Origin of the sequence: Methylobacterium sp. Leaf99, from assembly GCF_001422375.1 — a bacterium.
In the GTDB taxonomy this organism is placed as follows: Bacteria; Pseudomonadota; Alphaproteobacteria; order Rhizobiales; family Beijerinckiaceae; genus Methylobacterium.
The window spans coordinates 1,921,663-1,943,873 of sequence record NZ_LMMU01000001.1; the positions used below are offsets into that span (position 1 = coordinate 1,921,663).

The following is a 22,211-nucleotide window of genomic DNA, read 5'->3' on the forward strand; positions in this document are numbered from 1 at the left end:
CCGAATTCCAGTAGATGCGGACTGGCTCATACGGATGCGTATCAACAGCCTCCTGCGCAGCCGTAAGACGACCCGAGTTGAAGAGTGCCATTTTCCCTTGTGCCGGAGAAATGTCCGGCAGCATGGGTCGCGCCCATGAACGTGCACCCATAATCTAACTCCACTGCAAGAGGGCGCCGCCGATATCGATGACGGCGTCGTTCTGTGAGCGCAGCCGGTAGCGCATCGTCTGGCCGGCTGGCTGACCAGAGATATCGGCAAGCCCCTCAACGAGCTCGAAGCCGTCCGCCTGTGTGCCGGCGAGCACCAGGGGCACCGCCGACCATGATGCCCCATTGTTCCGAGACACCTCGCCGATCAAATCGGAAAAGTTCGCGCCATTGGGGCGCTTTATCTGTGCGCCAAGGCGGACAGCGGTGGGTGTTGCGGCCGCCGCGAAGGGGTTCGAGGTGACGGCCGGCGCGACCGTTGGCGGACCAAACACGCCGAAACCATACCCTCGCCGTTGCGTCTCGCCCGTCGAGTTGCCGTTCGGGGTAAGGCGGAAGTACCGATAGGGAAGTGCATCGGATACTGTGATAGGCACCGCGAGGAAATCAATCGGGGTTCCCGACTGGCCTGCCTGGAAATTGGTAATTCCCCCAATACTGCCGGACCAGCTAGTTCCGTCGTTAGACCCCGTTACATCAAAACTGAACCAGCGATCTCGATCCACAGCATTGGCTACTATCAGACCTACCCGCTTTGGCGAGCCTAAGTCGATATCAAACCTGGCCGGCGATCCGGTGCCATTATATCCCTGACTGTCGCCAAGTGCTAGATTGTACATATTCACCCAGGAACGACCATATCCTGTGATCGTTGCTGCGATCTGATCAGTTGCTCGACTACCGTAGCCACGTACTTGCCTGATCTGCGGGAGGCCGCCGGAATTGGCCCCAAACGTGATCCTGATACCCTTCGTAGCCGAAGCCGATAGGGGGACAAGAGCCCGGTAAAGGCCATTCACGCCCGAATTCGGAACATTGATGGAGCCAAGTATCGTGCCGCTATCTGCATCGGCAATGCTGAACGACTGACTGAAACCGTTAGAAATGAAGAACTGTATTTCAACTGATCTAATTGGCGCGCCGCTGAACAATGCCTGAATCCAATAGTTTGGCTCTCCAGTCATATAGTTCTTAGCGCCACCATTGAAAATCTGATCTAGGGCGGCAGAGTTATTGCTCTGCGAGTCTACGTTATACGCCGTAGTTCCCGTTCCAGTGAAGGTACCGTTTGACGTAAAACTGCCAAAAGTACGGGCCTCATAGGCTTTCGCCGGGGCAAAGCTAAGTACCTTGCTCGTCGTGTTAAAGATTGCATCCGCGAAGGTGAAGTCGCTCGTATCTCCGTAGGGGTCAACGATACCGGCGCTCATGTTGACGCGGTCCCCTTTAGCTTCGGCCACGAGCAGTTCAGTCAGCAGGAGATCTTTGCGGAGGCCTGAGATAGTGGCCTGCATCGACACAATAATCGAGCTGCCAGCCTCAAGTTTTAAGCCAAGCGCAGCGGGCAGACCCGTAACGTCTGCAACTGCATAATCCCCGGCCATGGGCAAGACGGACCCATCGCGACCCTTGAACGACTGAACGCCGCCTGTGATCTGCGCATATGCAACTTGCCAATCGACCCCGTCCCAAACCCGCATCTTCTTTGTGACGCTGTTGAAGTACAAGGCGCCGACTAAAAGAGCGTTGCCATCGTTGTCGAGGGCTGGGTCAGCCGCTCTGGCGCCAAGATAGCGATCGTCGAAGCTGTCATAAGCCGCGATGGCGTCGGTCGCAGCCCCCGCGGCCAACGCAGACTTCTGATCCGCCTGAATAGCGGAGGCCGCCGCCGCCGTTGCTGAACCGGCAGCCGCGGTCTTCGAAGCCGCCGCAGACTGTTCCGAGGCGAGGGCCGCCGCAGCCGATGCAGTCGCAGCCGTGAGGTCGGGCAGGGTCAGGTCGACGGCGAACAGCCCGTGCGCCAGCCGGCGCAGCACGAGCTGGGGCAGGGTATCTCGCGTGCCGTAGGTGACGTTGCCGGTGATGAACTCCGGCGTGGTGCCGTCCTGGCCGACCGGACCCGCCGGCAGAGGGAAGATCAGCGCCCGACCGTCGTCGAGGGCGACGAGCAGCTCGTAGGTGTTCGGGATCTGCTCGATCGAGCGGATGCCGTTGCCGGCGCGGCCGTTCTCGCCCGGCTGGGCGCCGAATCCGTAATCGCGCGGGGCGCCCGTCCTGTACGGGACATCGTTGAAGAACAATCCGGCGCTCACGGGCAAATCCCCTCGTCGATCAGGCAGAGGCCGAAGCGGATGCGCTGCGGCACCTCATCGGCGCCGGTGGCGACGATGTCGTAGCGGTAGAGCCCGGCGGCGACGGCGCGGGTGCGGCCCCGAGGGACGTTCCATGCGAGGCCACCCAGCGCGGCATTGGTGACGAGGAAGCCGCCATCCTCGTCGCCGACGAGAAGCTTCACCCGCGGGTCGGTGATGTTGCCGGCGGCGTCGCAGGCCTTCAGGGCGGCGACGACGTGCTTGCCGGTGAAGTTGTAGGGCGTGCGCCGGTAGCCGGCGGCCGCGCCGACGAGGAGCCAGCGTGACAGGCCGGAGGGCCGCGCGTCGGTCTCGAAGGTCGCCGCCGCCGTCCACGAGCTCGACCCCAGGCCGGGATCGGCGATGTAGAGATCCTCGCCGTAGACGCGCGCCACGCCGAGATCATAGGTCGCGCCCGGCGCCCAGGCCGGCGTCCCGACCCACGGCACGGCGATATCGGCGCCGACCTGGACCGAGAACCCGTCCGTCCAGGCGGCGGTGTTGGAGAACCGGAAGTCGATGCCGGGGAGGGCCATGGATGCGCCCCCTCAGTGGATCGCGGCGAACAGGGCGTCGACCGCCTCAACGGTGGTGAGCGTGCCGGCCGCCACCGCGCGCCCGACCGCCGCCTCGACGCCGAAGCAGACCTGCACGTGCGCGTCGAGGGCGTCACCTAGCGCCACGATGTCCGCATTCGACAGGGCCACGAACGCGCCCGTCACCGTCTTGAAGTCGGGGATCGCGTAGGCCGGGTTGGACAGGGCCTTCAGCTCGGCGCGGGTGATCTTCGGCTGGCCGACCTCGCGATCGGTGGCGAAGCGATGGCCCTTGAAGGTCAGGCCGCCGACCTCGGCGCGGTAGCGCTCCGAGGCCGCGTAGGCGGGCAGATCCGGGCTCACCGGCGCGCGGAACAGGCGCCCGTCTTCCGGTCCTGTCGGCGCCGGGCCGATGCGGCCGAGCGCCTCCATGGCGCCGGCGTAGGGCACGAGGCGGGCGTCGGGAAACGCCACCATCGGCACCGCGACGTCGTCTTCGTAATAGGCGAGCACGCGCTCGCCCGAGACCACAAGCTGCATGGTCGGCTCCAGGGCTGTCGGATTGAGGGGAGGGGCCGCGCGGGGCGGCCGGGACGCCAGAGGCGTCAGACGATGAAGGCGTTGCCGTTGCCGGAGGTGCCGGCCGCCGGGCTCGCCTGCGTCGGCGCGGATACGCTGGAACCGCTCCGGATGATCTGCCCGCCGTTGTAGGCGTAGAACGCCGTGTCGGTGGCCGAGCCCGTCACCGACTGGGAGTCGGCGAAGGACAGACGTCCGACCATGAGGCCGCGCGGATTGCCCGAGACGTTGAAGCCGATCGGGCTCGCGATCGCGCAACTCACGAGCTGGATGCCGGCACCGCCATTGTCCCGCGACACCGAGTTGTTGCTGCCGAGCAGCGAGCCGCCGTTGACGAAGACGCCGGTGTCCGGATTGCCGCGCGCATAGATCTGCGAGCTCGCAAGATCGGAGCACCCGAGTCCGCCGCCGATGTGGAAGCCGTGCAGGCCGTTGGAGAGCGACGCGATGCTCGCCGCCCCGAGGACGGTCATGCTGCCGTTGATGTTCGCGCCGAAGACGCCGTTGCCGATGCAGAAGACCTGCTCGCCGATCTTGGTCTCGGATCGAAGGGTCGAGATGCCGGCCTGCTGCGCGCCGAACGACGCGATGCGGCGGATGTTCTGGTTTCCGCTCTCCAGCACCAGGTTGTCGGACGAGTACCCCTGGAAGATGTTGGTCTTGACCGGACCCGACCCGTCCGAGGTGAACAGCACGTCCTGCAGCACGTCGATGTCGCCGGTGACGACGAAGCGGGCGCCGGAAACGAACGAGATCTCCGTGGTGAAGATGCCCCGCATGGTGTTGAGGTTGGTCGCCGTGTCGGCAACGCGGTTCGCCTGGGCGTTGCCGGTGTAAGCCAGCGCCCCGGGCTGGGGCAGCGAGCCGTTGAGGGGCGCACCCTTGAAGGCGACGCGGGACTGATCGGCATGGTTGAAGCGGATGTCGCTCGAGTAGACGACCTTCGAGTTGCCGACGCCGGCGGCATGCTGGAACGTCACGTAGCCGGTGTTCGAGATCCGGCGGCGCGAGATCCAGACGATGGCCTCGTAGCAGTCCTTGAAATCCGGATTAAAGCCCGCGATCGTCTTCACGATGGGGGCGTTGATCAGAACCTCGCTCACCGGGGTGAGCATGGTCAGGGTGTTGGTCGTCGCGTTGTAGCGCAGCTCGACGATGTCGCCCTTGCGGTAGTCGCCGCGCTGCAGGGCGCCGCCGCCGTTGTGGACGACGACGCGGGGGCCGAGGCCGTTGTAGTTCAGCAGCGTCGGTCCGGTGACGTCCTGATTCAGCGTCACCGAGAACGGCATGCCTGCCGCGTAGCCGGCGACCGCCAGGGGCGAGCCCACGGTGATGTAGCCCGGCGTGGCGCTGGTGTCGGTGAAGGTCTGCAGACCGGCTAGGCGGATCGCGCGGGCGATCTGCGTAAGGTCGTCGTCGGTCGGGACCTGCCCCGACAGCTCGACCACGTTGACGATCTCGCGCTGGACGTATTCCGGCACCTGCGGCGGGATGCGCGAGCCCTGCTGCTGCAGGGCGATGTTCTTGCCGACATACGGCGCGTTCGGCAGGGCGGAGCCAGCCGGCGGGTGGTAGCGCATGGAGGGAGATCCCTAGTCGGGGTAGCGGAACACGAGGGTCGTGTGCGGGGGCGACAGGCGGGCAAGGACGCATTCGAGGTCCGGCGCGGGCGTGTAGCCCTCGATCCGGTCGCCCTCGGCGCCGCACTCGGCTTCGTCGCAGCGGAAGTAGGTGGCGGGCGCGGTCACCACGTCGGCGACCCAGAAGCGCCAGGCGACGGCACCGGGATCGTTGGGGTCGAACCCCTCGATCCGGTCGCCGTCCTCGCCGCACTCGCCCTCGTCGCAGGCGAAGTACGTCTCGTTGAGGGCACCGCCGGCGACCTCGTCGCCGGGGTCGGCGGCACTGGGGAAGGCGTAGCCCTCGATCGGGTCGCCATCCTCGCCGCACTCGGCCTCGTCGCAGGTGAAGTATGTGTCGAGCGTGTCGAAGGCGACGCACTCGGACACGTCGCAGAGGAACTGCGTCGGCTCCTCGACCCGCATGGTGAAGCCGAGCGAGGCGGCGACGCAGACGAAGTAGGCCGGCGAGGCGCCGCCCTGCGCACCGAAGCGCGCCCGCACCCGCGACACCCGCTGCTCCGCGGTGCGGCCGGCCGGCATGCAGGGGTCGGGCAGGCCGAGCTCGGCCTCCCAGTCAGGGAGCGACACGGTCGCGGCCGACGGGAAGGTCTGGGTGGCGATGGTCCAGTCGCGGATGTTGAGATCGGCCACCCACGCGGCGATCCCGCGCCAGAACGAGCGCTGGACCGGTGAGGCGCCCTTGCCGTCACCGGCCTCGTCCGCGCCCCAGGCCGCACCGCGCGGGGTGAGCGCCAGGACCTGGGGCAGGATCTCGTCGGCGCTCGGATTGGACTGGCGATCGGCAACGGACGGCGGCTCGGCCGGCAGCAGCGCGCACGGCCACCCCGCCGGGATGGATTCCAGCATGGTGGGGCCTCACGCGTAGGAGACGGTACCGAGGACCGGCAGATAGCCGGCGGTGGCGATCACGGTCGCGGCGGGCAGGAGCAGCTCGTGCCGCTCCTCGCCGGTGGCCCGGGAGATTCCCTCCTGGATCCAGCTGCGCGAGAACCCGACGGCCACGGACGTGCCGACCTCGGCGCGATCGACGAAGGTCGCGGCGATCTCCTCCTCGACGGAGGCCCGGATATCGAGGGTGTCGGGCGAGAGTCCTGAGATCCGGACATCCACCGGCAGCGCGATGGGGGCCAGAGCAAACACCCGCGCCGTCACCGGGCGGCGTATGGGATCGTCGCAGTAGGCCTGCACCAGATCGACCTGGGCCGGCACCGGGATGCCGTCCGGCTGATCGTTGACGGTGAAGCACAGCCACACCGAGCGTGCGTCGTTGGAGAAGCTGTCGACGTAGGCCCGGCGCAGGATGCCGGGGCCCAGCGCCTCGGCGGCCCAGGTCCCATAGTCGAAGGCCGAACCACCCTGCGGTGGGTTGCGCTTACGCGCCAGGATGCGCGCCCGGAAGGCCTCGCGTTGCTCGGCGTCGGCACCGCCGGCGAGCCCCTGGCCGTCGACCACAGCGTTCTCGCCGAGCCCCGCCGGCACATCCTGGTCATCGACCAGCGCCACCGGGAATCCGGCGCCGAGATTGCCGGCCGATCCCATCTCGTCCGCTTCGACCGGCAGGGCGACGACGTTGCCGTCGGCGATCTCGGCTGTCCGCGTGGTGTAGGTGGCGCCGCTTGCCCCCCGGAACTGCAGGCCGCTCGGCACCACGAGGCCGTGGATCGCCGGCACCAGGATGGTCCCGGAGGCGGCCGAGGCGGGGATGCGGGTGAGCCCGAGCTCGAAGCCGTGGCGGTCGAGCCAGAGGTCGTCGGCGCGGGAGGCGAAGATCTGGTCGTAGAGCCACCGGCGGCGCAGCTCGTGCTCGAAGTCGAGGAGCGCGATGACCTTGCCGATGACCGTGAAGGTGTTGGCCCAGACGCTGGCGACGGCGCCGTCGATGCTCTGGGTCAGGAACCCGCGCGCCTTGACGCCGAGTTCAGCAAGCGAGCGGAGGCTATAGCCCGCCATCGGCACGTCTCCACAGAAGGTCGAACTGGGGGGCGTAAGCCTCACGGCCGTCGCGGCCGTAGAGGTTCACGGTCAGGCGGATGCGCCCGGCGGGTTTGTCGGCCGTGGCCCGGGCCGCGATCCGGACGACGGCGCCCTGGCGGATCAGCGGCTGCAGGGCGCGCTCGGCCTCAGTCGCCACGGCCATCGCGGTTCCGTCGGTGAGCTCGTGCCGGCGATACAGCCAAAGCTTCGAGCCGAGCGGCGCCTCGCCCTTGCTGCGGTCGACGTCGAAGCCGTCGCCGGGCCAGCCGCGGCGATCGCCGCGGTGCTCGTGGCGCAGCTCGTAGGTCTCGGCCCGCGCATCGGTGAAGAGCAGCAGGATCACGGCGGTGCGCAGCGGGTTGGCCGCCTTCAGGCCGCCGGCCGGCCCGTCATCGCCACCGGCGGACACGGCGAAGTCGCCAACCACGCCGTTCCAGACGATGTCCGGCGGCAGCAGCGCGACGCCCGCATCCGCGAGCGGGGTCAGGGTGAGTTGCATGGTGGCCTCGAGGCATGGGTGAGCCACCCCGCGCGGGCAAGGGGCCTACGGCGCTGGGCCGGGCGTCAGACCTTGGCGAAGACGACCGATGACGGGCCGGCCTGGGTCATGACGGGGGAGCCGCCGGTGCCGCCGAGGTCGATGCGGCCCTTGCGGATGGTCACCGTGGTGCCGCCGACCTCGATGGTGACGGTGTCCGTGCCGGTGATCGTGATGGTCTTGCCCGTCATCTTCTGCGGGCGGTCGGCGGCGTCGTGCCAGATCCCGTCAGCGCCGAGCATGCGGGTCGCGTTGCCCTTGGCGTCGTAGAGGGTGGTGTTGCCCTCCTGGAGCTTCTTCGGACGGCTGTCCTGGTGCTCCATGCCGAGGAAGGCGACAAGGCCGCGCTCGCCGGAGCCGGCGATGCCGATGCCGTGCGAGTTCTTCGGCGCGTGGCTGGCGAGCCCGTGCTGGCGCACGATGTGGACCTTGTCGACCTCCTCGCCGGCATAGCCCTGGCCGCGCCCGAGCTGCATCTCGCCGTCGTCGTTGGTCTCCGTGATCTGGGCCCGGAAGATGTTGGTGCGGCTCATTCCTCGCCCTCGTCCTCGAGCGCCGGCCCCGGATCGAAGGCCTTGTCGGATTTGCCCGCCGCCGCCTTGCCGCCCTGCGCCTTCGGATCGACGAAGGTCAGGGTCGCGATGGTGCCGTTCTGCCCGCCCTGGCGGAAGTTGGCCGTCGACAGTGTGTAGTCGCCGTCGATGTCCTCGGGCTCGTTGACGATCGCCATGAGGCGGCCGGGCTCCCAGAGGGCGCCGGCCTCGTCGCGCCAGGTGTTCACCGTGACCGTGATGGTGGTCCCGGCACCGGCGCGGCGGAGGCGCTCCCAGCGCAGGCGCTTCTTCAGCTCTTTCTTGTCCCAGTCGCCCTCGGGGATGATCAGCAACGGGCGGTTACGCCCGACGCTGCCATCGGTCTCCGTCTCTTCCTGGCGCAGGGCGTCTTTGCCCGTGCCGGTGGCGCGCTGGCCGCGCCCGACGATGGGCGAGAACTTCTGGTCGAGCTTGAGCTTGACGCTCATCCGCTTCACCGGCTGGGTGCCGAGGACCAGGGCACCGGCGTGGCGCTTCGTGCCGGACCGGGTGATCATGATCGAGCCGTCGGGCTGGCCGGCCAGCATCAACCCGGCCTGGCGTGCCTCGCGCTCGACGGTCTGGAAGATCGTCTCGCCGGGCTGGCGCTGGACCTTGGGGATCTTCTTCAGGGCCTGGTCGGTGGTGAAGCCGCAGCGGACCTCGTCGAGCTCGTTGGCCACCTCCAGGAGGGTCTTGTTCTCGAAGCGCCCGGTCTTGTGCTTGACCGGGTGGCAATCGACGGCGTCGGCGGCCTTCGATTTCCCGTCGAGGACGACGGTCTTCGAATCCTCGTCGTAGTCGGCGCCGTACCCGGTGACGTAGCCCTTGCACAGCAGCTCGCCGCCGCCGGGGCTGCCGCCCTCGCCCTGGCGGGTGCGCAGCTCGATCTCCCGGCCGGTGCGAAGGCGTTTCGCCGCCGGCGACCAGCTCGAATGCGTTGCGGTCAGCGTGAAGCTGATCTCGGCCGATTCCGACGAGCGGTCGACCGAGACGTCCTGCCAGCCGATCAGGGCCTGGCCGTCCACGATCAGGGAGACGATCTCTTCGCCCATCGACATGGTTCAGGCTCCGGCGGGCGCGATGGCCTCCACCGAGGCCGGAAGGAACAGGGGCGTGCCGCAGCGATTGCGCTGCACGATGTCGGCGGCGCGGGCCGGGTCGCCGTAGAGGCCCCAGGCCAGGGCCGTCGACGGGTAGGACCTGCCGGCCTCGACGCGCACCACCGGCTGGAGGCTGGTAGCGAGCAGAGCGAGGTGTCCGGAGGTCTCCCGGGCGACGCCCGACAGCAGCGCAAGCACCTCCTGCCCGAGGGCAATCGAGATCCTGTCGCTGGCGCCATCCATGGCGCGCCCGATCCGCGCCCGGGCTTCGGTCGCCGAGCGCCGGTCCGAGAACGCGGTGCGGGCTTCCGCCACAAAGGCCTCGCCGAGGCAGGCGACCTCGACCGTGGCGGCGAGCGCGCGGGCGAGGGCGTATTGCTGGGTGAGGACCGGCGAAGCCGACGCCGGGAAGGTCACCGCGGCCTGGGCGGCGGCGTCGTAGAGACCGGCGCTGGCGTCGGAGGCCTCGGCGGCCCGGGCGCCGGCCTGGACGGCTCGCACCAGGCTTGCACCGATGGTGGCGATATCGGGAGCGCCGCGCACCCGGGACGCGGAGACCTGGGCGACCCGGGTGCAGTCCCTCTGCACGGAGGCCGCCACGTCGGCCGCCAGGGGCAGTCCGTTGGACAAGCGGGCGACGACGCTCGCGAGGGCGCCGGCCGCCGCCGCGGCGCCCGCGAGAGCGCCGCTCGGTACCTTCGACATGCGATGCCTCGCCGGATGCTACAGGGGGAAGTCCTCGAGCACGTCGAAGACGAGGTCGGCGAGCCCATCGAGGGCCGAGGCCGCGATGCGGTCGCCGATGGGGAAGGCGGAGAAGCCCCCGCCCTCCGAACCGGCCTCGACGAACTCGAGGTCGATCTCGACGTAGCCGAGCTTGCCCTTGCTCCAGGAGTTGCCGCAGCCCTCGCACCGGACCCGGTGCGCGCCGAAGAACGGCAGGACCAGCGTCGCGGCCCCCGGGGCGGAGCAGGCCTCGATCAGGGCCGGCGCCAGGACATCAGCCTCGTCGTTGGCGATGTAGGCCTTGATCCGGAACTCACGGGGCAGCCGCCCCATGTCCTCCGTCTCGTGCTCCTCGCCCTTCGAGAACTGATGCTTCACGATCCGGCGGCCCGATTTCGGGATCGCCTCCTGATCGACCTTGAACGACACGCCCCGGAACGAGGCGGCTCGCAGCGTGGTCATCCAGTTGCGCATGGGCCTACTTCGCTCCGGGCGGGCTCGCCGCCCCTGGCATCGTCACCGCGCCCGGCCGGGCGCCGCCCGAGCTCAGCGCCATGGTCGCCGTCTTGCGGCTCACGGCGCCCTCGATCCGAGCGTTCAGCATGTCGCTGTTGAGGTCGATGATGACGCGCTGCGGATCGAGCGAGATGGTCGCCTGACCGGTGACCGGTGGCAGGTTCTCGATCCTGGCCGTGATCTGGTCGGGCTTGACCGTCGCCTCCAGCGGCTTGCCGCCGTTGGCCGCGGTGGTCGAGGCGGTGGCCGCCTTGTCCAGCGTGTTGTTGATGGCCGTGGCCTGACCGGACGGCTCGGAATCGCGGATCTTCCGCTGCAGGTCGAGCTTCCGGCTCTCCAGGGCGCCGATCGCCCCCTGAAGCTCGAAATTGCCGGAGCTCTCGATGTCCTTCAACTGCGAAGCCACGCTCGCGAGTTCGGCCCTCAAGGCCGCGAGAGCTGCCGTAGACTGGGCGATCTCGCCGGGGTCGATGGCGGCGGTGACGGACTGCTCAGGCAGCGTCACCTCGGCCTGTGCGCCGAACTCGGCCGGGCGGGCCGGGGGCAACGGGAACCGCGGCTTCCGACCGCTCCCAACCTCGGCTGGGCGCGCCGGAGGCAGCGGCACACGCTTCAGCCCGCCGAACTCGGAAGCCGCTTTGGCGGCGGGCGCATTCGGAGCAACGGGAGCGGGGGTGGCCTTCCCCGAGCCGTAGACCATCTCGGCGAGGCGCGGGTCGAGGAACTTCAGCACCCCCTTGCCCCAGCCGTCCTCGACGGAGGGAGCCTCGAGGGTGTTGTATTCCTGAGCCAGGGTCGCGAGCGCACCGACGCCGACGGCACCGGCCGCGCCCTTCGCTAGCTTCCCGAGCTTGCTCCCACCCTTCCCAGCTGCGCCCGCAGCCGCACCGGCGGCGCCCGCGGCACCAGCGCCGGCGCCGGCCGCTGAGCCCGCGCCGCCGATCGCGCCAGCGAGGCCGAGGCGTGTCGCGGCCGCGGTGAGCGCTGCAGCCGATCCCTTCAGCGAGAAGGCCGCTCCAACGAGCGCCAGGGTGCCGGCCGAGGTCGCGGCTTTGCCACCGAGCCATGTGAGCCCGCTGGCGACCTGTAGGACGGGCTTGGGCAGCTCCGCGAGGGACTGCGTCGCCCGCGCTGCAGCGTCGGAGAGGGTGGTGAGGAACCCGCCCTTGCCGTCGTTATCCCAGGCCTGTCCGAACGCGCTCTCAATGTTCGTGATCGCGCCCTCGAACCGGCTCATCGCGCCGTCGAAGCCCGACATCCGCTCGGTCGACACCTTGTCGGCGTAGCCCGCGGAGTGCTTCATGAGCTCCTCGATGAGGTGCTTGAAGGTTTCCGGGTCGCCGAGCGCGTTCTGGATGCGCCCGCCCTGTTTCGAGCCGAAGATCGCGTTGGCGAGCGCCGGGTTCTTCGGGATCGCCGTCATGAGATCCGCCACGAGGGCGTTTGCATCGACGCCCTGCATGCTGGCGTCGCGGAATCGGTTCGCGAGGCCGGCAATGCTCTTCTTCGACTTTGCGTCGTCGCCCCCAAGGCTGTCCGAGAGCAGCTGCCGCACGGCCGGGGTGAACTGCTCCGGGCTGGCGATGAGCTTCTTGTTCGTGAAGATCTTCTCGAGGCCGGCCTGCACGCCCTTGTCGAGCTTGACGCCGTACTGGGAGGCCACCGTCTTGACGAAGGCGCCTGTGTCGATCCGCTCCGGATTCCGCTGGTAGTTCTTGTAGTCCATGCCGTTGGCCAGCATGGCCTCTTTCGCCTTGCGGGTCGGAGACAACGCGTTCGCGACAAGGGCTCGGAACGCGGTGCCGGCCTCATCGCCGCCCATGTTGGCCTTCTTCGAGATGCCGCCGAACGCCAGCAGGGTCTCTTCGGAAAGGCCGGCCATGCGCGCTGGCGTGGCGCCGTATTTGTAGGTCTGCGAGATGTCCTCGGGAGTCATGCCGGAGAGCTTCGCAGCCTTGACCTGCACGTCGGCGGTCTGGCGCGCCGAGGCCTTGGCGGCTTCGAGCGTCGAGATGTCCTTTTTGAAGCCGAACAGCGCGCCTTCCATCTGCTTGACGGCGGCAGGCAGACCCAGGTCCAGCGATTGGCCGAGGGCCGCGGCGGGCTCCATCAGGCCCATGACCTGGTCCTTCTTTAGCCCTCGAGCGGCGAGCTCGCGCTGAGCCTCCAGGACCTTCACGTCATTGTACTTGGTGGTGGCACCCATATGGATGGCCTGATCGACGAGAGGACGCTGCTCCTCATCCGTCAGGCCCATCACGGCCTTGCCGAAGCGCCGCTCCTTATCGAACTCGCGATAGGTGTGTAGGGTGGCGTGGGTGCCTTCCTTGACCTTGTGGCCGACGTAGAGGCCCGCACCGCCGCCGAGAGCCATGGCGGCGTCGCGGCGGGACTGCCGTTGCTCCAGACGGGTTTGGCGGCGCTCCTCGTCGTCGCGGCTGCCGCGCAGGGCCGCCGCCTTTGCCGGGGCGCTCATGCCTTCGGTCAGGTGTCGGCTCTCGGCGATACGAGCGGACTGGCGCCGACCGGCGGCCCCCATGCCGGCGGCCAGGCCGGTGCCGGACCGCTCCGCCGCCGCCTGACGGAGGATCGCAGCGTTCGAGCCGTCGATCGCCATCTTCAGGCGCTTCTGTTCGGAGACCAGGCGACCGACCGAGACGCCGGAGCTCTCGGCTTCCCGCTTTGCGCCCTTGATTGCGGCCGCCTGCGCATCGTAGGCGCCCGCGGCCGCCTTGACCGAGCGCTGGGCCGAGGTGAACTGGCGCTCGAGCTCGCCGACCTGCTTGCGCGCGGAGGCCATCTCGGTCGCCAGCGTGCCGCTCTTCGAGAACGACTTCACCCCGTCGAAGGCCGAGGCAGCCTTGCGGGCCGCATCGAGCTCCTTGGCGATCCGGGCGACCTCGACCTGCGTCCCTCGGTAGGCGGCGCGAGCCTGGCTGAAGTTCGCCTGTGTCGAGCGAAAACGATCGATGTTCTTCAGGCCAGCCTGGGCCGCATCGATCTGCTTGGCGAGCTTGCCGACCTCGACGGAGGCCTTGGCCCCCTTCCCGACGTCACGGAACTTGCGGGCGATCCCGTCGAGCACCTTGCCGGTGCGGTCCTCGGCCGTGATGACGGCCTTGGCTTCGATAATCCTGCCCATGATCAGCGACGCCTTCTGCCCGCGGCCTCCCGCTTGCGTTTCTGATCACGCACGACGGCGCGACCGTACCAATGGATCAGTCCGGACAGCGTCAGGCCGTTCACGGCGTTGAGGGGCTGGTCCAGCTCGAACGCTAAGTCGTCGGCGAGGTCTGCGATGATGCGCTGGCCGCGGCGGGCGCCTGGAAAAAACCCAGCACGGCCTTGCGCACCTCGCGCGCCACGCGCCAGTCGGTCCGCTCCAGCAGGAGGGCGTCCTTCGGCTCGACGATGCAGGCCTGCACGTAGGCCCAGATCACCTCGGGCTTCTCGATGGAGAAGAGGGCCCCCTCCTCGGTCTCACCGATGGTGTAGGGCTCGCCGCCGCAGGAGACGTACTCGTCATAGGTCGGCTCGCGCAGGACGACCGCGGTGATCGGCGCGCCGTGGCTGAGGATGGGTTCGGGCAGGGGGATGCGAACGGTCTTCGCCATCGGCGACCTCGTCTCAGGTTAGCGCTTGAAGGGGGCACGATCACGCGAACGCGGCCCGCGGGTCAGGGCGATCAGATCGCCTGGTACTTGTCGGTCTCGATGCTGAGGCCCGAGACCTCGCCGGACTCGCTGTCAATCGAGGGCTCGCCCGACCAGTTCGCCCGGGTGAACAGGTGCGTGATCCGCACATCGGTCTCGATGAAGGTGACGTTGAGCTCCTCGAGCATCATCGCCTCGTCCCAGCGCAGGCCGATGCCGCGGTCGAAGCTGAGGTCGAGCTTGGCCAGCTTCGGCTTCACCGTGGAGTAGCCGGTGCCATCCGAGTTGACGTCGTTCTCGCGAACGGCCCGCGCCGGCATGATCGTGGCCTTGCCGCGACCCGAGTAGGTGCGGCCGTTGATGTCGAGCGTGAATCGCCCGCCCTTGGTGTCCATGACCGAGGTCTCCGAATTTGGGTTGGTGTGCGGGGTGGCGGAGCGCGGACGGGCCGAGCGCTACGGCCCGGCCCGCGCGGGGCCTACTGGAGCGAGGCGTTGGCCTCGGTCAGCTCCTGGAACAGCGTGATGTTGGCCGCGAAGACCCGGAGCTGGTTCGCTTGGTCGATCGGCAGGTAGACGTTGAGCCGGTTCGGATCGGCCGAGCGCTCGACGATGAGGTACTTGGCGAACAGGGTCGGCTTTTCGACGATACCGGCCACCTCCGAGAGCTCGGTGTAGGCGTGCACCATCATGGCGCGGACCTGGGGCGGGGTGACCACGCCCTGGAGCGCGCGCGGGTTGTCGTCGCGCAGAACGTGCCGCGGATAGGTCGAGGTGACCCGGGTGCGGATGTAGCGCTTCACGTAGGCCGCGATCGCGATGGACTCGATGTCGAGGAACGTGATGTCGGGCGAGCCGTAGGCGTTGGTCTGGTAGGTCGTCAGGACCCGGTCGATCGCCATGGTGCCGTCGTTGTTGACGGTGAGCGCCGAGATGCCGTTGCGGTACAGGCTGTCCCGGTCGGCGAGCGCCCAGCGGTCGGTCTCGGCCTTCGGCGGCCGGATCCCGGCGATCACCAGGGTCTGGAGCGGCTTGGCGATCTCGAGGGCTTCGGTGAGCGAGCGACCGAGGTTCTTCGAGAACGCCACGATGCCGGACAGGCCCGCCACCACCGACCACAGCGGGTGCGGATAGTTCAGGGTGCCGAGCACCGTCGCGTGGCGGTCGTTGCGGGTGGCGCCGAACGTGGTCTGGGTGCTGAGGTTGCCGTCGCGGGCGGTGATGTAGTGCCCATCAAGGCCGACCGTGGGCGACCAGCGGCCGGTCCCGGAATCCGAGAGGAAGTCGCGCGCGGCGTTGAGCTGCGAGGCGAGCGCGTAGGGCGAGGCGATCCAGTCGAACTGGGTCGAGCCGAGGGCCGCGAGTGCCGCGGCGATATCGACGTCGCCGGCGCCGCTCGTCATGGGGTTCAGCGTGACGGTGAGGCCGGCGGGATCGAGCTCGTCGCCGTCGAGGCCGGCCTCGATGCGGATGCCGTTGCCCTCGGACCCGGCGTGGCGGGCGGTGAGCGTCACGGTGCCGGTGACCGCCGCGGCGGTGACGGGCGCGCCCATGCGGCGGTTGAACTTGGCGTAGCCCCGGGCGATGGCGGCCGAGAGGGCGGCGCCGACCACGGTGGCGGTGTCGCCCACGGCCACGCCAACGGAGTAGCGCTCGCCGGCGATGTAGCGCACCAGGCTGCCGGACGCGGTGGCGGTGCCGGTGATCGCGATGGAGCCGGCGGCCGCGACGGCGCCGACGGGGTCGCCGACGTCCATCGCCCAGATCTCGCCGACCGGGTTATGGTAGCGCGCGAAGGCGACCATGTCGGCCAGCATCGAGCCGCGGCCCGCGAGCGCGTTCGGATCGACGGAGCCGAGGTTCTGCGGCTTCAGTGCGACGAGGGTGGAGACGCCCGCGAGCTTGCGGCCGAGCAGGATCAGGCGCGAGGTGCCGGAATAGGGCGGCTGGCCCGCATTCACCTCGGCGTAGAAAAGCGGGACCCGGATATCGCCGGGCATGTTGTTGAAAGCAACGCCTGCCATTTGGTGTTCTCCAAAGGAAAAGGCCGCCTCGCGGCGGCCTCATGGGATCGGTCTGGGATGGGCTTGGGGGCGGTCAGGCGGCCTTGGATCGGGCCGGGGGCGCTGGGGCCGGCTCAGGCGCCGGAACTTCGTCCGCCTCCTCGGGGGCAGCGTCTGCCGGGTCCGTGACAACGACCTCGCCGCGGGCCTCACGGGCCGCCCAGTAGGCGGACCAGGTCACGGGGAGGCCGTCGGCGGGGAGGTCGCAGCCACGCTCCGGATCGGGGATCGTGGCCGTGGGATCGGCCGGGGTGACGTGCTTGCGCATCAGGCGCTCCAATCCAGGATGTCGGCCCTGTCCCTGACGATCGCGCCGGACGCGATGTCGTGCGCTCGGTCCGGTACGGTGCCCGGGTCGAGGGACTGCGGGGCGTGGATGAGATCGAACCCACGGAACGGGGTCCGGGGCTCGGTGGTCGGCGCGGGGTCGAGCGCGGCGTTGAGCTTCACGCAGGTCTGCAGACCCGAACCATCGGGCAGGCTCGCGGCCACGGTACGCAGCGGCTCCGGCAGATGGGCGAACGGCCCAACGACAAGGTCGCGAGCGTCGCGCTGATCCTCGCCCTTAAGCTCGACGCGCAGGGTCAGAAGCCGGATCGCCAGCTTCTCGCCGGTCTGGTCGGTGGCGAATCGCGACGACTTCATCTTCGGGACCCGGCGGGTCACCGCGGTGCGCAGGAGGTAGGCCTGCGGGGTATCGCCTACGGTGATTGCCTCGACGGCCCGCTCCTCGAGGAGGTCGAGAACAGCCTCGAGCTCGCGGTCGGTACCGACGTAGTTCACGGCGCGCTCGTCGCCCTCGCCCGAGACCGCGTTCATGGCGATCTCGATGACGAGGTCGCACACGTGGTTGAACGGCGCGCCGCCGTTGTTCTTCGACCAGGCCTCGGCCTCGTCCTCCTCGGTGGTGAGCACCATCACTGGCACCACCTCGCGGTGGTCGAAGTCCGCGATGCGGGAATCGTAGATCCGAGCCTGCACGAAGTGATCGATGACGGAGTCGGCGTTGAGCACCTCGATCGCCTGGAGGCGCAGCGCGGTCCGGGCGAGGCTCATCGGAGCTCCGCCAGCATGACGAGGGCACGGCCGAAGTCGACGGCCTTGAACCGGGTGACGGTGAAGCGCTCCCCGGTATCATCGCGGCGGACGATGTCGCCCATCTGCGGCCGCTCCAGAAGCGAGTGCAAATCGACATCCACCATGGGCTGCTCGGCGACGACGCCGCGCGTGGTGGCGTCCGACATGGCCCGGCCGTGGGCGTGCAGCACGGCGCCGACGGCGATCCAGATGCCCTGGAACGGGTAGCTCACCCGGACCGTGCTGGGCACAGTCCCGGCGTTGACGTCGACCCGGCCCGCCGGGGTGGCGGGTCGGGCGCGACCTTCGATGGTGAAGCCTTCCGCGTACACGGCATCGACCGTCGCCGAAGCGGCTGAGGCTAGGGCGGCAAAGAGCGAGGGCATGTCGTGGAAGGCCTATCGTTCGAGTGTTACTTGACCTTGGCGCAGAAGCTCGCGTTCACGCGGGACGGCACCACCAGGGGGGCCGACTCGGAGTAGGCGTTGCGACGCGAGGGGTTCTCAGTGTCGTAGACCTTGCGGAAGATCTCCTGGGGCACGAGCGAACCGACGTCCTGGATGGCGCCGAACGCACGCACGCCCTCGATCGCGGGCGAGCCCATGATCACGTTGTTGTCGTCGATGAAGCGCTCGGAGGCGCCGGCGGCCTGCTCGAAGCTCTGCTGGTAGACCCAGAACTCGAAGTCGCCGATGGCACCGACGTAGCGGGCGCGGGTGACGTCGTCGGGCTTGATCGGGCCGAGCTCGACGTTGCCGGTGGCTTGGCGGCGGACGTCGAGGACCTTTCGGAAGTCGTCGTCCTGGCGGGCGAGCTTCCAGGCGCCGCCGCCCAGCACGACCATGCCCGGGGCGATACCGCACTTGTCCTGGACCGCCTGGGCCCAGGTCTCGATGCTATCGAGCGGCTTGACGCCGGTTTCGCCCCAACGGGCCGCGCCGGTGAGGTTGACCGAGAGCGATTCGTCGCGCTCGTAGTCGACGGTCTGGGACGGGTAGTCTTCGCCCTCGACCTTGACCTTGCCGAAGCGCAGGGCCTGGGCGGCCATCCACTCGAGGCGGTAGAGCACGGCGCGCTCCTGAGCGGCGAGCACGTCCACCATCACGGCGTCCATGCGCTCGACCGGGCTCATGTCGCCGGAGTAGCGCTCGCCGGCCATGCGCTTCATGGCGCGGCCGGGCTTCACTACCTCGAGGAGCTTCACGTTGGCCGGCTTGAAGCTCTTCGTGATGTAGCCGCCGGAGTTCGTCGGCTTGGCCGAGGCGTCCGGGTGCACGAACGGCGCAAGCTTGCGGCCGGTCTTGATCAGGTCGAAGTCGATGGTCTCGGTATCGAAGTTCTGGGTGGTGCCGAAGAACAGATCGAGCAGGAAGGTCGACGGTGTGTCGATCCGCTCGTCCATGACGCGGGCGAGCGTGTGGGTGTCATAAACCAGGCTCATGACGGGCTCCGGATAGCGATGTCGGGGGATTGGCGTGCGGCCTGCCTCAGGGCAGGCGGTCGTTGCAGCAGGGCGGCTCAAAGCCGCCCCGCCGGTCGGATCAGACGGTGGTCAGGTTCAGCGTCTTGCGAATGAAGATCGGCGTGCCCTCGAAGGCGAGGCGCAGATCGTCACCCGTGAAGCTGGCGTCGATCACCAGGCCGTCGGGGTTGAAGCAACCCGCCTTGTAGGTCGGGCCCACCGCGTCGCCGGCAGAAGCGTCGACGTCGGCGACCGCGATGCCGACGGGCTTCTGGGAGCCGTCGCTGGCAGTCTTCACCGACTTGACGAGCTTCTTGCTCGCGGTGACCCGGCCCACGACGGTGTTGGCCGCAACGACCGCCCCCACAGCGTAGGTGTCGGGCTCCGAATAGACCGGCATCGTCCCGGAGAGGAGGGCTTCGGGACGGTAGGTGTTGGTCTCGTTGAGGGCCATGATGGCTCACTCCTGGTTCTCGGCGCGCCGCGCCAGGGATGGATGGGGTTGGGCCGGGGCCCGCGGCTCAGCGAGCGGCGGTGTCGGCGCGGGTGCGGCCGCCGGCCTTGCGGTAGGCGGCGACGATGCCGCCGGCCTTGTCGTCCTTCGCCGGGTTGCCGCCGCCGTGATGGCCACCGGCCGGGCTCGGCTTGGTCGAGGCCTGAGCGCCCGCCATCGCGTCGATTAGGGCGTCCTTCGCCACCTCAAGGTTGCCAGCCGAAGCCACGATCCCGTTGAGGGTCGCGAGGCCGAGGCCGGACTTCTCCGCGGCCGTGAAGAACTGCACGGACCAGGCCTTGGGCGCTGAGGCCACCGGGGCGACGGGCTCGGGCTTGGTCTCGGGCAGCGTGGCGCTGGCGGCTGCGGCGGCCGCGGCAGCCTCGTCGGCGGCCTTCTTCGCAGCGACGGCCTCGGTGAGACTGGCCTTGGCCGCGTCGAGGCCATCGGCCTTGGCGACGATCTCCAGGAGCGTAACGATCGACAGGTTCGACTCGCCGGCGGCGGCGAAGAAGTCGGTGGCCCAGGCCTTCGGCGCGGGGGTCTGGGCGGGCTTGGCGTCGGACATGGGGGGTTCCTTCTCGGCCGCAGCGGCCGTCGCCGCCGGAGCGGCCTGGGGCTTGAACCGGCTCGGCAGGCCCTTCGGGGCGCGCGCGTAGAGCCGGTAGTCGAAGCTGGCGGTGGGCTCGGCGAGGCTCTCGGCCTTGCCGGTGACGAGACCCTTCGCCACCGCATCGTCGGCGGTGAACCAGGTCTCGGCGCGCATGAGCGTGCGCACCTCTTCGCGTCCCAGGCCCGAGCGCGCGGCGTAGATGCCGGCGTACTGGTCGGAGAGCTTGTCGAGGACGGTGGCGTCGCGTTGGTGGTCGGCGGCGGTGCCGAAGGTCAGCCCGGCCGCGTCGTGGATCATCACCATCGCGCCCTCGCGCATCTCGCGCGTGTCTCCGGCCATCAGGATCAGCGAGGCGGCCGAGGCCGCGATGCCGTCGACGATGACGTGCACGGCGCCCTCGTGGGAGCGCAGGAGCGAGTAGATCGCGACGCCGTCGAAGGCGATGCCGCCGCCGGAGTTGAGCCGGACGGTGATATCGCCCGCGCCGTGCTCGGCCAGGGCCGACGCCACGTCGGTGACGGTGAAGCCGTCGCCCCAGCAGTAGGGGTCGCCGACATCGCCGTAGAGCAGGATCTCCCCGTTAACGAGGAGGCTGGGCTTGTCCATCAGGCTTTGCCTTGGAAGGTGGCGGCATGGCCGCGTTCATCGGGAAGCGCCCGTCGCTGTCGAACCGCGTCCCCGCCTTGTCGGCGCGGATGTTGTCCTCGGCGATCTCGGCCTCGATCAGCTCCGGGTCGTGCCCGAGCTTGCGTTGCTCCTCGGAGCGGGACGACAGACCGGAGCGGATCGCATCGCGTGCGGCCTCAATGTCCTCGCTCGGCTTGATCATCTCGCGCCGCGGCGGGGTCCATTCGAGCGTCGCAGTGGTTGGCCGGTTGAGCGGGACCGTCGCGGCTTCGAGGAACCAGCGGCCGATCCCGACGCAGAGGTGCGGGATCAGCATGTGCCAGCGCCACATGTCGATGGAGCGCTGGAACTCGAGCCAGCCGAGGCGGCCGGACGAGAAGTTGACCTGGCTGAGGTCGTTGCTCAGCAGCTCGGCCGGCACCCCGAACCCGACGGCGATCTTGCGGATCTGCGCGCGGGTGTATTCGGGATAGCCCTGGGTCACCGGCGGGGTGGCGAACTTGACGTCGGAGCCGCCCGTCAGCCGAGTGACGAGGCCGGGCTCGAGCATGTCGACCGGGTTGCCGCTTTCGGTCTCCTTGACGGAGCCATCAGCGTTGAAGGCCGGGCCGCCGCCCTCCTTGTCCATCCAGAAGACCGCGAAGCACGCGGCGATCTTCTGGCGCATGAGCTCGGCATCCTCGTAGTCGCCGAGATCCCACAGCGTCATCACGATGGGCGCGGCCCAGGGGATGCCGCGGGCCTGCCCGGGGCGATCCACCCGGTAGAGGTGGATCACGTCCGCCGCAGGGACTCGCTTCGAGGCGCCGAACCGGCGGTAGGACACCCCGTAGGGATGCTCAGGGTAGAGCCAGTAGGCCACGCGCCGGCCGTGCCGGTCGAACTCGATGCCCTGGAAGCAGATGTTGCCGTCACCGATCGGCCCGTGCTTGTTCGGGTCGAGGTAGTCCGGCTCCAGCACCCGCACCTGCAGGGGCACCTTCAGGCCGAGGCTGGCCTCGGGCAGGTACCGCACGACGAGGGCTTCGCCGCTCTCCACCACCGTACGGATGGCGAGCGCCTGAAGGCCGTAGAGGTTGTTGCGGCCCTCGAGGTCGATGTCGGTGGTGTCGAGGTGCTCGCGCACCAGGCGCTGCAGCGCCTTTTTTTCCTTCACCCCGGCGCCAATGATGGACGGCAGGATGCCGGTACCGACGACGTTCGAGGCGATCCCGGACACCGCCCGGGTCGCATAGGGGTTGTTGCGGGCGAGGTCGCGCGAGACGTCGCGCAGCCGTCCGAACGAGTACAGGACCTCTGCATTCGCGTCCGAGGTCGAGATCTGACGTCCGGCGGTGCGGTGGGTGCGGGCGGCGCCGTCGTAGAGGGCGGTCGCCCGGCGGATGCCCTCGGTGCGGGCGCGCGCCTGGACCCGGGCCTGCTCGCGCCGCGGCGAGACCCATCCGATGGCGCGGTCGAGGAGGTTGGGTCCAGCCATCGGCGTCAGGACAGGTTGGAGCGGTAGCCCGCCACGTAGCGGTTGGTCTGCCCGCGGCCGGTGACCTCGGCCTGCATGCCGGCGAGGATCGATCGCATCTCGGCGAGGGTGCGGTAGGTGACCTCGCGGTTGTCCGCGAAGCGCACCTTGGTCGCGCCCGTCGCAATCGCCGCCTTCAGGGCGGCGATGTCCTTGTCGGTGTAGGCCATGGGAAGCCTT

23 protein-coding genes are annotated in these 22,211 nt (G+C 68.9%); all 23 read right to left on the reverse strand.

The annotated features are described in order from the left end of the window. Positions 1 to 154: 154 nt before the first annotated feature. Positions 155 to 2,302 carry a discoidin domain-containing protein gene (locus ASF28_RS22855; RefSeq protein WP_162239991.1) on the reverse strand — a complete coding sequence of 716 codons (2,148 nt, stop codon included), beginning with the start codon at positions 2,300 to 2,302 and terminating at the stop codon, positions 155 to 157. Continuing rightward, positions 2,299 to 2,877: a hypothetical protein gene (locus ASF28_RS08875; RefSeq protein ID WP_056090337.1), complete on the reverse strand. Its 579-nt coding sequence runs from the start codon at positions 2,875 to 2,877 to the stop codon at positions 2,299 to 2,301. The genes ASF28_RS22855 and ASF28_RS08875 overlap by 4 nt, the downstream gene beginning before the upstream one ends. Before the next feature lie 12 nt (positions 2,878 to 2,889). After that, positions 2,890 to 3,417, reverse strand: a complete 528-nt coding sequence (locus ASF28_RS08880; protein WP_056090340.1) for a DUF4376 domain-containing protein — start codon at positions 3,415 to 3,417, stop codon at positions 2,890 to 2,892. A gap of 65 nt (positions 3,418 to 3,482) precedes the next feature. Continuing rightward, positions 3,483 to 5,036 carry a hypothetical protein gene (locus ASF28_RS08885; protein WP_056090342.1) on the reverse strand — a complete coding sequence of 518 codons (1,554 nt, stop codon included), beginning with the start codon at positions 5,034 to 5,036 and terminating at the stop codon, positions 3,483 to 3,485. A 12-nt stretch (positions 5,037 to 5,048) separates the two neighbouring features. Next, the gene (locus ASF28_RS08890; RefSeq protein WP_056090343.1) at positions 5,049 to 5,945 is read right to left on the reverse strand and encodes a putative phage tail protein; all 897 of its coding nucleotides are present in this window, start codon (positions 5,943 to 5,945) and stop codon (positions 5,049 to 5,051) included. Between the two features lie 9 nt (positions 5,946 to 5,954). Further along, positions 5,955 to 7,049, reverse strand: coding sequence for a baseplate J/gp47 family protein (locus tag ASF28_RS08895; protein ID WP_056090346.1), 1,095 nt, complete (start codon positions 7,047 to 7,049; stop codon positions 5,955 to 5,957). Continuing rightward, complete coding sequence (locus ASF28_RS08900) at positions 7,036 to 7,572, reverse strand: phage GP46 family protein (RefSeq protein ID WP_056090349.1); 537 nt, start codon at positions 7,570 to 7,572, stop codon at positions 7,036 to 7,038. Before ASF28_RS08900 ends, ASF28_RS08895 begins: the two co-directional genes overlap by 14 nt. Positions 7,573 to 7,637: 65 nt before the next feature. Beyond that, the gene (locus ASF28_RS08905; protein WP_056090353.1) at positions 7,638 to 8,144 is read right to left on the reverse strand and encodes a phage baseplate assembly protein; all 507 of its coding nucleotides are present in this window, start codon (positions 8,142 to 8,144) and stop codon (positions 7,638 to 7,640) included. Then, a complete protein-coding gene (locus ASF28_RS08910; protein WP_056090355.1) occupies positions 8,141 to 9,244 on the reverse strand; it encodes a phage baseplate assembly protein in 1,104 nt (367 codons plus the stop codon). Before ASF28_RS08910 ends, ASF28_RS08905 begins: the two co-directional genes overlap by 4 nt. A gap of 3 nt (positions 9,245 to 9,247) precedes the next feature. Next, entirely contained in the window at positions 9,248 to 9,991 is a 744-nt protein-coding gene (locus ASF28_RS08915; RefSeq protein WP_056090358.1) for a hypothetical protein, read from the reverse strand. 18 nt (positions 9,992 to 10,009) lie between these two features. Then, a complete protein-coding gene (locus ASF28_RS08920) occupies positions 10,010 to 10,486 on the reverse strand; it encodes a DNA circularization N-terminal domain-containing protein (RefSeq protein WP_056090361.1) in 477 nt (158 codons plus the stop codon). 4 nt (positions 10,487 to 10,490) lie between these two features. Then, entirely contained in the window at positions 10,491 to 13,613 is a 3,123-nt protein-coding gene (locus ASF28_RS08925; RefSeq protein WP_157085426.1) for a phage tail tape measure protein, read from the reverse strand. Between the two features lie 190 nt (positions 13,614 to 13,803). Then, positions 13,804 to 14,142 (reverse strand): hypothetical protein, encoded by a 339-nt coding sequence (locus tag ASF28_RS08930; RefSeq protein ID WP_056090367.1) that lies wholly within the window; start codon positions 14,140 to 14,142, stop codon positions 13,804 to 13,806. A gap of 71 nt (positions 14,143 to 14,213) precedes the next feature. Continuing rightward, entirely contained in the window at positions 14,214 to 14,576 is a 363-nt protein-coding gene (locus tag ASF28_RS08935) for a phage tail tube protein (protein WP_056090370.1), read from the reverse strand. A gap of 83 nt (positions 14,577 to 14,659) precedes the next feature. Then, on the reverse strand, positions 14,660 to 16,204 hold the full coding sequence (locus ASF28_RS23575; protein ID WP_056090373.1) for a phage tail sheath subtilisin-like domain-containing protein: 1,545 nt from the start codon (positions 16,202 to 16,204) through the stop codon (positions 14,660 to 14,662). Between the two features lie 73 nt (positions 16,205 to 16,277). Beyond that, positions 16,278 to 16,511 (reverse strand): DUF2635 domain-containing protein, encoded by a 234-nt coding sequence (locus tag ASF28_RS08945; protein WP_157085428.1) that lies wholly within the window; start codon positions 16,509 to 16,511, stop codon positions 16,278 to 16,280. Further along, positions 16,511 to 17,299 carry a hypothetical protein gene (locus ASF28_RS08950; protein WP_056090380.1) on the reverse strand — a complete coding sequence of 263 codons (789 nt, stop codon included), beginning with the start codon at positions 17,297 to 17,299 and terminating at the stop codon, positions 16,511 to 16,513. The genes ASF28_RS08945 and ASF28_RS08950 overlap by 1 nt, the downstream gene beginning before the upstream one ends. After that, positions 17,296 to 17,706, reverse strand: coding sequence for a hypothetical protein (locus ASF28_RS08955; protein WP_056090383.1), 411 nt, complete (start codon positions 17,704 to 17,706; stop codon positions 17,296 to 17,298). Before ASF28_RS08955 ends, ASF28_RS08950 begins: the two co-directional genes overlap by 4 nt. Positions 17,707 to 17,732: 26 nt before the next feature. Further along, a complete protein-coding gene (locus ASF28_RS08960) occupies positions 17,733 to 18,761 on the reverse strand; it encodes a major capsid protein (RefSeq protein WP_056090385.1) in 1,029 nt (342 codons plus the stop codon). Positions 18,762 to 18,861: 100 nt separating this feature from the next. Continuing rightward, positions 18,862 to 19,236, reverse strand: a complete 375-nt coding sequence (locus tag ASF28_RS08965) for a head decoration protein (protein WP_056090388.1) — start codon at positions 19,234 to 19,236, stop codon at positions 18,862 to 18,864. 67 nt (positions 19,237 to 19,303) lie between these two features. Beyond that, positions 19,304 to 20,494 carry a head maturation protease, ClpP-related gene (locus ASF28_RS08970; RefSeq protein ID WP_056090391.1) on the reverse strand — a complete coding sequence of 397 codons (1,191 nt, stop codon included), beginning with the start codon at positions 20,492 to 20,494 and terminating at the stop codon, positions 19,304 to 19,306. Continuing rightward, positions 20,469 to 21,992, reverse strand: coding sequence for a phage portal protein (locus ASF28_RS08975; RefSeq protein WP_056090393.1), 1,524 nt, complete (start codon positions 21,990 to 21,992; stop codon positions 20,469 to 20,471). The genes ASF28_RS08970 and ASF28_RS08975 overlap by 26 nt, the downstream gene beginning before the upstream one ends. A gap of 5 nt (positions 21,993 to 21,997) precedes the next feature. After that, entirely contained in the window at positions 21,998 to 22,201 is a 204-nt protein-coding gene (locus tag ASF28_RS08980) for a phage head-tail joining protein (protein ID WP_056090396.1), read from the reverse strand. Positions 22,202 to 22,211: the final 10 nt, after the last annotated feature.

Excerpts from the sequence above, each read along its gene's own strand:
- ASF28_RS08875 (WP_056090337.1), bottom strand. The coding sequence starts at position 2,877 with ATGGCCCTCCCCGGCATCGACTTCCGGTTCTCCAACACCGCCGCCTGG.
- ASF28_RS08880 (WP_056090340.1), bottom strand. The coding sequence starts at position 3,417 with ATGCAGCTTGTGGTCTCGGGCGAGCGCGTGCTCGCCTATTACGAAGAC.
- ASF28_RS08885 (WP_056090342.1), bottom strand. The coding sequence starts at position 5,036 with ATGCGCTACCACCCGCCGGCTGGCTCCGCCCTGCCGAACGCGCCGTAT.
- ASF28_RS08890 (WP_056090343.1), bottom strand. The coding sequence starts at position 5,945 with ATGCTGGAATCCATCCCGGCGGGGTGGCCGTGCGCGCTGCTGCCGGCC.
- ASF28_RS08895 (WP_056090346.1), bottom strand. The coding sequence starts at position 7,049 with ATGGCGGGCTATAGCCTCCGCTCGCTTGCTGAACTCGGCGTCAAGGCG.
- ASF28_RS08900 (WP_056090349.1), bottom strand. The coding sequence starts at position 7,572 with ATGCAACTCACCCTGACCCCGCTCGCGGATGCGGGCGTCGCGCTGCTG.
- ASF28_RS08905 (WP_056090353.1), bottom strand. The coding sequence starts at position 8,144 with ATGAGCCGCACCAACATCTTCCGGGCCCAGATCACGGAGACCAACGAC.
- ASF28_RS08910 (WP_056090355.1), bottom strand. The coding sequence starts at position 9,244 with ATGTCGATGGGCGAAGAGATCGTCTCCCTGATCGTGGACGGCCAGGCC.
- ASF28_RS08915 (WP_056090358.1), bottom strand. The coding sequence starts at position 9,991 with ATGTCGAAGGTACCGAGCGGCGCTCTCGCGGGCGCCGCGGCGGCGGCC.
- ASF28_RS08920 (WP_056090361.1), bottom strand. The coding sequence starts at position 10,486 with ATGCGCAACTGGATGACCACGCTGCGAGCCGCCTCGTTCCGGGGCGTG.
- ASF28_RS08930 (WP_056090367.1), bottom strand. The coding sequence starts at position 14,142 with ATGGCGAAGACCGTTCGCATCCCCCTGCCCGAACCCATCCTCAGCCAC.
- ASF28_RS08935 (WP_056090370.1), bottom strand. The coding sequence starts at position 14,576 with ATGGACACCAAGGGCGGGCGATTCACGCTCGACATCAACGGCCGCACC.
- ASF28_RS23575 (WP_056090373.1), bottom strand. The coding sequence starts at position 16,204 with ATGGCAGGCGTTGCTTTCAACAACATGCCCGGCGATATCCGGGTCCCG.
- ASF28_RS08945 (WP_157085428.1), bottom strand. The coding sequence starts at position 16,511 with ATGCGCAAGCACGTCACCCCGGCCGATCCCACGGCCACGATCCCCGAT.
- ASF28_RS08950 (WP_056090380.1), bottom strand. The coding sequence starts at position 17,299 with ATGAGCCTCGCCCGGACCGCGCTGCGCCTCCAGGCGATCGAGGTGCTC.
- ASF28_RS08955 (WP_056090383.1), bottom strand. The coding sequence starts at position 17,706 with ATGCCCTCGCTCTTTGCCGCCCTAGCCTCAGCCGCTTCGGCGACGGTC.
- ASF28_RS08960 (WP_056090385.1), bottom strand. The coding sequence starts at position 18,761 with ATGAGCCTGGTTTATGACACCCACACGCTCGCCCGCGTCATGGACGAG.
- ASF28_RS08965 (WP_056090388.1), bottom strand. The coding sequence starts at position 19,236 with ATGGCCCTCAACGAGACCAACACCTACCGTCCCGAAGCCCTCCTCTCC.
- ASF28_RS08970 (WP_056090391.1), bottom strand. The coding sequence starts at position 20,494 with ATGGACAAGCCCAGCCTCCTCGTTAACGGGGAGATCCTGCTCTACGGC.
- ASF28_RS08975 (WP_056090393.1), bottom strand. The coding sequence starts at position 21,992 with ATGGCTGGACCCAACCTCCTCGACCGCGCCATCGGATGGGTCTCGCCG.
- ASF28_RS08980 (WP_056090396.1), bottom strand. The coding sequence starts at position 22,201 with ATGGCCTACACCGACAAGGACATCGCCGCCCTGAAGGCGGCGATTGCG.